This window comes from Streptococcus oralis subsp. dentisani, from assembly GCF_002096615.1.
Classification (GTDB): domain Bacteria; phylum Bacillota; class Bacilli; order Lactobacillales; family Streptococcaceae; genus Streptococcus; species Streptococcus oralis_U.
Genome location: NZ_NCUX01000027.1, coordinates 108,892 through 117,928 on the forward strand (window position 1 = coordinate 108,892; position 9,037 = coordinate 117,928).

At 38.4% G+C, this 9,037-nt stretch carries 12 protein-coding genes and 2 pseudogenes; 5 read left to right on the forward strand and 9 right to left on the reverse strand.

Annotation, left to right across the window (positions count from 1 at the left end):
* The first annotated feature begins 62 nt into the window (after positions 1-62).
* The 4 genes from B7708_RS01910 to B7708_RS01925 are packed head-to-tail and all read left to right on the forward strand — an operon-like array spanning position 63 to position 2,985.
* Complete coding sequence (locus tag B7708_RS01910) at positions 63-821, forward strand: amino acid ABC transporter ATP-binding protein (protein ID WP_001229578.1); 759 nt, start codon at positions 63-65, stop codon at positions 819-821.
* A gap of 10 nt (positions 822-831) precedes the next feature.
* Positions 832-1,626 (forward strand): transporter substrate-binding domain-containing protein, encoded by a 795-nt coding sequence (locus tag B7708_RS01915; RefSeq protein WP_084973353.1) that lies wholly within the window; start codon positions 832-834, stop codon positions 1,624-1,626.
* 12 nt (positions 1,627-1,638) lie between these two features.
* Positions 1,639-2,316: an amino acid ABC transporter permease gene (locus tag B7708_RS01920; protein ID WP_000131126.1), complete on the forward strand. Its 678-nt coding sequence runs from the start codon at positions 1,639-1,641 to the stop codon at positions 2,314-2,316.
* Positions 2,317-2,325: 9 nt separating this feature from the next.
* Positions 2,326-2,985 carry an amino acid ABC transporter permease gene (locus tag B7708_RS01925; RefSeq protein WP_084973355.1) on the forward strand — a complete coding sequence of 220 codons (660 nt, stop codon included), beginning with the start codon at positions 2,326-2,328 and terminating at the stop codon, positions 2,983-2,985.
* A 164-nt stretch (positions 2,986-3,149) separates the two neighbouring features.
* Here the strand turns inward: B7708_RS01925 and B7708_RS01930 are convergent, their stop codons facing one another.
* From B7708_RS01930 to B7708_RS01970, 9 genes and pseudogenes are all read right to left on the reverse strand, one after another.
* Positions 3,150-3,932: an AAC(3) family N-acetyltransferase gene (locus B7708_RS01930; protein WP_084973357.1), complete on the reverse strand. Its 783-nt coding sequence runs from the start codon at positions 3,930-3,932 to the stop codon at positions 3,150-3,152.
* A gap of 39 nt (positions 3,933-3,971) precedes the next feature.
* Positions 3,972-4,586 (reverse strand): alpha/beta hydrolase, encoded by a 615-nt coding sequence (locus tag B7708_RS01935; protein ID WP_084973359.1) that lies wholly within the window; start codon positions 4,584-4,586, stop codon positions 3,972-3,974.
* A gap of 8 nt (positions 4,587-4,594) precedes the next feature.
* Positions 4,595-5,032, reverse strand: coding sequence for a hypothetical protein (locus B7708_RS01940; protein ID WP_084973360.1), 438 nt, complete (start codon positions 5,030-5,032; stop codon positions 4,595-4,597).
* Positions 5,033-5,093: 61 nt separating this feature from the next.
* Positions 5,094-5,282 (reverse strand): annotated as a pseudogene (locus B7708_RS01945) (BtrH N-terminal domain-containing protein); the annotation flags it as partial.
* 31 nt (positions 5,283-5,313) lie between these two features.
* Positions 5,314-5,841, reverse strand: a complete 528-nt coding sequence (locus tag B7708_RS01950; RefSeq protein WP_084973362.1) for a PadR family transcriptional regulator — start codon at positions 5,839-5,841, stop codon at positions 5,314-5,316.
* 11 nt (positions 5,842-5,852) lie between these two features.
* On the reverse strand, positions 5,853-6,485 hold the full coding sequence (locus B7708_RS01955) for a GyrI-like domain-containing protein (protein WP_084973364.1): 633 nt from the start codon (positions 6,483-6,485) through the stop codon (positions 5,853-5,855).
* A 157-nt stretch (positions 6,486-6,642) separates the two neighbouring features.
* Complete coding sequence (locus B7708_RS01960; RefSeq protein ID WP_084973366.1) at positions 6,643-7,293, reverse strand: ABC-2 transporter permease; 651 nt, start codon at positions 7,291-7,293, stop codon at positions 6,643-6,645.
* Positions 7,293-8,027: an ABC transporter ATP-binding protein gene (locus B7708_RS01965; RefSeq protein ID WP_204953894.1), complete on the reverse strand. Its 735-nt coding sequence runs from the start codon at positions 8,025-8,027 to the stop codon at positions 7,293-7,295. The genes B7708_RS01960 and B7708_RS01965 overlap by 1 nt, the downstream gene beginning before the upstream one ends.
* 1 nt (position 8,028) lies before the next feature.
* Positions 8,029-8,241 (reverse strand): AbrB/MazE/SpoVT family DNA-binding domain-containing protein, encoded by a 213-nt coding sequence (locus B7708_RS01970; protein WP_000646903.1) that lies wholly within the window; start codon positions 8,239-8,241, stop codon positions 8,029-8,031.
* Between the two features lie 316 nt (positions 8,242-8,557).
* Between B7708_RS01970 and B7708_RS01975 the strand changes: the two are divergent.
* A pseudogene (locus tag B7708_RS01975) lies at positions 8,558-9,037 on the forward strand (hypothetical protein); the annotation flags it as partial.

Sequence of the window (9,037 nt, forward strand, 5' to 3'; positions counted from 1 at the left end):
TGACAAGAACATTCTTTTGTTGTAGAATCACGTTATAAAATCTAACACAAAGGAGATCTCTCATGGCTTTAGTAGAATTTAAACACGTCGAAAAATATTACGGAGACTACCACGCACTCCGCGACATCAATCTCCGTTTTGAAAAAGGACAAGTTGTTGTCCTGCTTGGACCTTCTGGTTCTGGGAAGTCCACTCTTATCCGTACGATTAATGGTTTAGAGGCTGTTGACAAAGGAAGTCTCCTAGTCAATGGACACCAAGTAGCAGGTGCTAGTCAGAAAGATTTAGTTCCTCTTCGTAAGGAAGTCGGCATGGTTTTTCAACATTTTAACCTTTATCCACACAAAACAGTGTTAGAAAATGTTACACTCGCACCCGTTAAAGTTCTAGGAATTGATAAAAAAGAAGCTGAAAAAACAGCCCAAAAATATCTGGAATTTGTAAATATGTGGGACAAGAAAGATTCCTATCCAGCTATGCTATCTGGTGGTCAAAAACAGCGAATCGCCATCGCTCGTGGTCTTGCCATGCATCCGGAGCTCCTCCTCTTTGACGAGCCAACATCTGCTCTTGACCCTGAGACTATCGGAGATGTTCTAGCAGTTATGCAAAAACTGGCACATGACGGGATGAATATGATCATCGTTACCCACGAAATGGGATTTGCTCGAGAGGTTGCGGACCGTATTATCTTTATGGCTGACGGGGAAGTTTTGGTAGATACGACAGATGTCGATGACTTTTTTGACAATCCAAGCGAACCTCGTGCCCAACAATTCCTCAGCAAAATCATCAACCACGAAAGTGACAAAGTCAAATAAGGAGGCGCCTATGAAAAAGAAACTCTTTTTAGCAGCATTATTGATTAGCCTTATCAGCCTTGCCCTAGCTAAGCCAGTTCTTGCCGACACCAGTGTCGCAGATATTCAAAAGAGAGGCGAACTAGTTGTCGGTGTCAAACAAGACGTTCCGAATTTTGGCTACAAGGACCCCAAGACAGGGACCTATTCTGGTATCGAAACCGACTTGGCCAAGATGATTGCGGATGAGCTCAAGGTCAAGGTTCGCTACGTGCCTGTTACCGCTCAAACCCGTGGCCCACTTCTTGACAATGAACAGGTCGATTTGGATATCGCGACCTTTACCATCACAGAAGAACGTAAAAAACTCTACAACTTCACCAGTCCCTACTACACGGATGCTTCTGGTTTTTTGGTCAATAAATCCGCCAACATCAAAAGTATTGAGGACCTAAACGGTAAAACCATCGGAGTTGCCCAAGGTTCCATCACCCAGCGCTTGATTACCGAACTGGGCAAAAAGAAAGGTCTAACCTTTAAATTCGTCGAACTTGGTTCCTATCCAGAATTGATTACTTCCCTTCACGCTCACCGTATTGATGCCTTTTCCGTGGACCGTTCTATCCTGTCTGGCTACACCAGCAAACGCACAGAGCTACTAGATGATAGTTTCAAGCCATCTGACTACGGTATTGTTACCAAGAAATCAAACACCGAGCTCAACGATTATCTTGATAGCTTGGTCACTAAATGGACCAAGGACGGTAGTTTGCAGAAACTTTATGACCGTTACAAGCTCAAACCATCTAGCCATACTGCAGATTAAGGAGGACACCCCATGACAGATTTATCATCTTGGACAGCCTATTTTCAGGATTTTGGACAATTTTTCAATGGTTTCCTCTTCACACTTGCCCTAGCGATTGGTTCCTTTATCCTCGCCATGGTTTTAGGCATCTTCTTTGGGGCCATGTCAACTAGTAAACGCCCATTCTTGCGCGTTTTGGCTCGTATCTTTGTCGAATTTTATCAAAACACTCCCCTCTTGGTGCAGTTTGTCATCGTCTTTTATGGTTTGCCTCTTATCAGTGAACACACCATCATGATTCCGATTTATTGGACAGCTGTTCTCTGCGTGGGACTCTATCACGGCGCTTATATCGCTGAGGTTATTCGTTCAGGGATTCAGTCTATTCCTAGCGGTCAGATGGAGGCCGCCTTGTCGCAAGGTTTTACCTATATCAGTGCCATGCGCTTGATTATTTTGCCTCAGGCCTTCCGTATCATTCTCCCACCTTTGACCAATCAAATCGTCAATCTCATCAAGAATACCTCTACCGTTGCTATCATCTCTGGAGTGGACTTGATGTTTGTGACCAAGTCTTGGTCGGCTCTCAACGGAAACTATATCCCAGCCTTTTTAGGTGCTGCTCTTCTCTACTTTGCCCTATGCTTCCCTGTTGCCCAGTTTGGTCGCAAGATGGAGCAAGCCAACAAAAAAGCCTATTCACTTTAGGAGGTTACTATGGAATCTATTTTAGAAGTTTTAACCCCAGATAACCTAATCTTTATCTTTAAAGGATTCAGCTTGACCCTCTACATTTCTCTGATTGCTATCGTCCTCTCGACCCTTATCGGAACAGTGCTAGCCGTCATGAGAAATGGGAAAAATCCTGTCTTACGGCTCATCTCCAGCATTTATATCGAGTTTGTACGTAACGTTCCCAACCTCCTCTGGATTTTCACTATCTTTTTGGTGTTCAAGATGAAGTCGACACCAGCTGGCATTACCGCTTTCACGCTCTTTACCTCAGCCGCCCTGGCTGAGATTATCCGAGGTGGCCTCAATGCCGTAGACAAGGGACAATACGAAGCAGGAATGTCGCAAGGATTCACTTCAGCCCAAATCCTCTACTACATCATTCTCCCACAAGCAATCCGCAAAATGCTGCCAGCCATCATTTCTCAGTTTGTAACCGTGATTAAGGATACCAGTCTCCTCTACTCTGTTATCGCCCTACAAGAACTCTTTGGAGCTAGCCAAATTCTCATGGGACGTTATTTCGAACCAGAGCAGGTCTTTAGCCTTTACATCCTGATCGCCCTCATCTACTTCAGCTTTAACCTAGCAATTTCAAGTCTATCCCGCATGCTAGCCAAACGTTGGCAACAAGCAGCAGAATAAAAAAAGAAATGTGAACATCTATTTTTCGTTCACATTTTTATATTTTCATAAGTAGAGATACTTTCTTGTGTGTACTGGTCAATTTTAACTCATTTTTGCTCAATCCTACTATACTACTCTATCATTTAACTGATTTTGTTGCAATATATGTTTTAATATTCAGTTCATCTACGATGTTTTTCAATCCAAGAGACAGCAAAATCTACTAGTTCACGTTGTTGCATCAATCTAGAATCGGCATTGCCTATTTTTCCTATCTTTGCAAGGCCATTTCCCTCAAAGGCGCTTCCTATGTCCTCAAAATCTTCTCCGTCAACAAATAAGGTGTTATACGCTTTCCATATCCGAACACCATCTTGAAGTATGGCACTATGCTCAACACAGTCATGTTTCCCAGGGTACTCTGCACGGACATCCGCTAAGTGTATGGAAGTGTTTTTATCATATCCAACCCCTAACAACAGTACTTTTGCGTCAAGTTCATAGAGTTTTGCGATAGGTGAACCCTCACCAAATATATTTGAAAGAGTATGTTCCGCTGTAATATATTCAGCATGTTTTCCCCATGCACAAATTGATCTTGCTGGATGATCTGTTCTGATGCTCCCCGGCCATTGACGGAACATTTCTGCAACAGCTCCCATCGTATTTGTTGGCGTTATCTGTTTATCATATGCTGGCCAATTCTCTCTAATTTTATCCCAGTCTGACTCCTCTGCATTCCAGTGCACACCTGTTTTCGGATCTAGATTTTTCCATGACTGTGTCGGCATCACAATGGTACCTTCAGAAGTAACGACTTCAATTAGAGCTTCTATCACAGCCTGTGCTCCGCCACATACATAGCCCATACTTTTTAAAGATGTATGGACAATGACAACATCCCCTTGTTTCAGGCCAAGTTCTGTTAACCCCTGTACGATATCTTCTTTATATATTGTTTTCATAATTTTTACCTCTTGTTATCAAAAATTAATACGAATTTATTAAGTTGATTTTTTAACCCATGTGTCTAAAAATTTTAATTGCTTATCTGTATGAAACCAATGCTCTCCATTCTTCATGATTGTAAGAGTTGCTCCAATTTGCTCTGCAAACTTCGTTATGGTTTCTTGAAAAGTTAAATTATCTTTTTCACCATATAAAATAGAAGTGGGAACATTCCACCTAATGGGATGATTTTTCACATAAGATAAATACTCCCAAGATAATGTTTCACCAAATTCTGTTTCAACCTCTTTCTTACTTTTTAACTCATCTTCTGTAATATTTAACCACTTCATCATATCCATTATCAGTTTCTCCATATCTACAATAGGGGAAATAAATAAGGCCTGAGAAATATTCTTTTCAACCAAAGATAGCATTGCAAAGTAAGCACCGATGCTATTTGCAATTAAAATAACAGAGTCATACGATTTAGCACACCTATCATATAGTATTGGAAATTCTATCTCCGCTTCCCAAGGAGTTTGTGATTTATAGTTAAAACCGATAACGTCATTTTCTCTAAAAATAGATTGATAATGATTTGTCTCCTCTATATTTCCACCCTTACCATGTATATAGATAACTAAAGTTTTCCACCGAATCACTTCCATAATCTTTTTTATCTTTCTGACATATATTTTTGTATTTCACCAGAGGTCAATCTTCTTACCTGTGTGTTGGGAAATTCCTGATATTCTTCAACTGAAAAAACAGACGCCATTTTTTCACAAATTTTTCCTTTATTCTTTTTTAGATATAACTTCAAATCTTCATTGCTAGCAAAAATTTTATAAGAAATTCTACCATTCTCACTTTTTAATTCATAAATACCACATGGCTTTTTTTCTGTGTAATCGGCAGTTCTTAAATATAGCTTTGCAATTTCTAATGACTTAAACGGAAAATTCCACCGTTGCAATCCACGATTTGGATCGTACTCGATACAAATACACCGACCACAAGTTCCGCAAATATATTGTGTATGATTTTTTAAGCATTCCAAGGGGTTTAAAAGTGGCGTCACTCTACTTTGATCAACATAACATTCTTTACACATTGTAATCTCACGTCCTCTCCAAATTTTAATCTGTAATTATCAATTATTAAAATATCTCTAAATCAGATTTAATTCTCCCGCCTATAAACGGCATATTCATGGATTTCATATTCCAAAGAGTAAATCCCAGACCTTCTCCCAAACCAAATAACATCGGCTCACTTAATTCAACACCAAGCTGATTCAAGAAAGTTCCTGTTGCGGTAGATTCACAATGCTATCCTATGAACGGTTTTATATCCAACTTCATATACCATCTCCTCTGAAAATTTTTTTGGATTTCACTGTGATTGTAAAGTTTGAATTTCAGACTCTAACCAATTTAGCTCTGCTTGGAGCATGGTTAAACCCAAACTGAATAACTGTTTGGCAGACCTTGGCAGGCTACGTCCTCCTGCTTGTTGATTCTTCAAGACTTGCAAATCCTTTTCCAAAATATATTTTCGTTCCGTAAGAGCCTGCAATAATTCTTTAGAGGACATATTCTGACTATTTGCCAACGCAGTCATAAAATGTGAGTTCGCCGGCTGTCGTTCTACTAATCGCTGACGTGTTTTTTCAATTAAAATTGTTAACCCCAGCTTTGTAATGCTGTACTCTTTTTTATCTTTTCCCTTTGCCGGTACACTCTTTGCCAGACCTTTCTTCTCCAATTTTTCAAGTACATAATAAATTGAAGAAAAACCTACGTCTGTCCATTTTCTCATGCCTCTATCAACAATAAGTTTTTCAATCTGATAGCCATGATGCGGTTGCTCTGCCAATATACCGAGGATTAACTCCTCTGTTAAGGATGTCTTGATAACCATTTTTATTCTCCCTATCTCTTTTTAATCGGATGTCTGAGAATAGTTTTCAGTTTGGCAGGCTCTGTTTTACGAAAATCGCTGATATAGATTTCATGGTGCATACGTTCATCTGTAATATCCAGTTGATAGCCTTCATTTTCCATATAAGCATGCATTCGTTCAACTGTTATAGGCTCATCATTATAAGAGCCGACATGCAAACATTGAACACATAGACCTTCGTCATAAGTAAAGTATTCCACGTTGGAAAAATCCATTTTTTTCTTAGTTTTCGCTTGATGGATAGCCCAGTCAAAATTTTCTTTACTTACGAAATCCGGCAGACGAAGGAGAGAGATAAATTGAAAATCGCTTTTACGTTCATAATCAACACCTTTAATACCTTCCTGCCACCAAAAACCTTCTAATGGTGGCACAACAAAATCAAAGTAGCCATTCATTCGGTAATCTGTTTTTTTACTCATTTTGATAGTATAGGCAAGTGGGTAAAGTAAGTTAATGGCTTGCTTATACTCGCCACCTTCTTCATTAGGATTTCCTTTACCTCGAACTGCTAAAAAATTCATTTTGGGAATCTTAACAATCATCGGATTTGTCTTAGTTGGATAAAACTCCTTAAATTCTTTCTTAAAGTCAAAAACCATGGGCAACTTCCTCCTCTGATATTTATTTTTCTTTATATATTCTACTGCTAGAATATTATTTTGTCAAAAAAGTAAAAATAAGTACTCCATGTGCCAACCGAAAATGATTAACACTCAGACATTTCACAGATTATCTAATTCATAATTCCCCTAACGATCATAAATCAAGTTTTTCGAAATCCTTGACTGCTTTTTGATAAGAAAACCAGGTACATAACTTGAACATAACAATACCAATCAGCAATATCACAACCTGTGGTATGCTTAAATTTGCAGGATCATTTAGGCTTTCTAAGCCGGGAATGTGATGTAACACTTCTCCCATAAGTATTATGATAGTTCCAACTACGCAGAATAAGATAAAAGGCTTCCCAATCTTATAAGCTGTTTTAAAAAAGCCTGCAAGAAAAACACTGTTAAAAGTTGCAAATACAAGCATTATATATCCAAGATAAGCCGCATTTGCATTCATCAATTGATTGGTAACATAAGGAGCGGCATCCCCCAATGTTTTCATCCTAATAATCGTTAGCAATGCGCATAAGATAAATGCCACTAATTCGATGAGCAATACAAATAGATACTTAGCTGTCACCACATCCTGTTTCCTGACCGGCAACATGACCGTATAGGTAATATCATCGCATTCCCGAACCTGCTGGTAGGTATAAAATATACCCAGACAGATAAAAAAGGAACCTACAAGAATAGGATACCTTGGAATCATCGTTATAGCTGAAAAAGTTATAAACCAATAACTCAAAGGATTTGCTGACAATCTCATTTCTTTATAGAGAAGTTTTCTCATCACAAATTCACCTCTTCTTTTTCGATATGCACCATAATGTCTTCCAGTGTTGGCGCACCACCTATTTCCCCTGTGAAATGGCGAATAAAGTCTTCTTTATTGGTCGATAAAAGCAATTTTCCATTTTTGATGTAAGTAATCGTATCTGCACATTTCTCCAAATCACTAGTAATATGAGTAGAAAACAAGATTGCCACACCTTTTTCAGCGAGTTTTCGGAAAATCTCATTCATCTCATCTCTAGATACTGGGTCAAGGCCGCTTGTTGGCTCATCCAAAATCAAAAGCCTAGCCTGATGAGAAAGAGCTAAAGTAAGGTAGAATTTTACTTTCATCCCCTCAGACAGTTCCATAATTTTCTTATTTTCATCAAGTTTAAATGCATCAAGATAATGACGATAGGATTCATCATCCCAGTTATCATAAAAAATACGAGTAATGGCGACAATATCCTTTAATTTTTTTCTTTTATAATAATTGGTTCCTCCCACTGCATAACCAATTCGTTGTTTGATTTCATCTTCGTTATCCAGATAATCCATTCCAAGAATACGGACATTCCCTGCATCAGGGTGGACAAGATTGAGAATGGATTTAAGTGCTGTAGTCTTACCTGCTCCATTCCTGCCGATAAATCCCATAACCTCACCGGCCTTAATCTGAAAGCTAATCGATTTTAGTTCAAAAGCCGAATATTTTTTTGTCAGATTATTTATCTCCAGAACACATCCCATATCATTCATCCTCTTTCTCTTCAAAAGCAATTTCCATCAAGTGAGCAAAGGCTCCCTTCGGCGGTATGGCAATTCCACGCTTTTCATCACCAAGGAGCAGAATCGTATCACCCGGTTTGATATTAAAAACATCGCGCGCCTGTTTTGGTATTACTATCTGACCTTTTTCTCCAACTGTAGCTGTCCAAGCATATTTACCTTTTGGTGCTTTCACAACCACCACCTCCTTTAAGTATGATTTGTATAACTAATTATACCACTTGTCCTAAATAATACAAGTGCAGACTGCATCCAGTTGCCATCATAATAAAATGCTCGTAAAAATCTGTACCACTCATCCCAAAACTAAGAATGAAAAATTTCATAAGCACATTGATACCATAAATCAAAAACAGCATTATCCTTTCCTACAAGAGAGGACCACTCCTAAAATTAGGAAAGCGAAACTAAGGTTTTTAAAAATATCTTATTGCAAACAAAAATATAATATGCTACAATACTTTTGACAAAGCGTGTCGAAAGGTAGAGAATTGGCAAAAATAATTGATTTAAAGCAAGAAAATATTCACAAAGTACGATCCTGTTTTTATCAAGGAGGAACATGGACCAAGAATCAGTTATCCATTCAAACAGGAATTTCTCTGGCGGGAACTACCAATATCTTACAAATATTAGAGAATAGTGAAGAAATTGAATTTGTAGGGAATGCCTGTTCAACTGGTGGTAGAAAGTCAAAATTGTATCAATTAAGAGAAGATCATATCCATATTGGAACTATTATTCTTAGTCACATCTTTTCTCAATACAGAATACGTGCAAACTCATTTAATCTGGGAGGCCATTCAGTTTATGAACACATTTTAGTAAGTCCCACAGGGACATTAGATGAAATTCACAATGTAGTAAAAAAACTAAGGGAACTATATACCAGTTTACACCACCAACAACATATTGTATTTATGAGAATATCAAAAAAGACGATTTCCGTTTTGGAAGTCGCCTTTTCAATT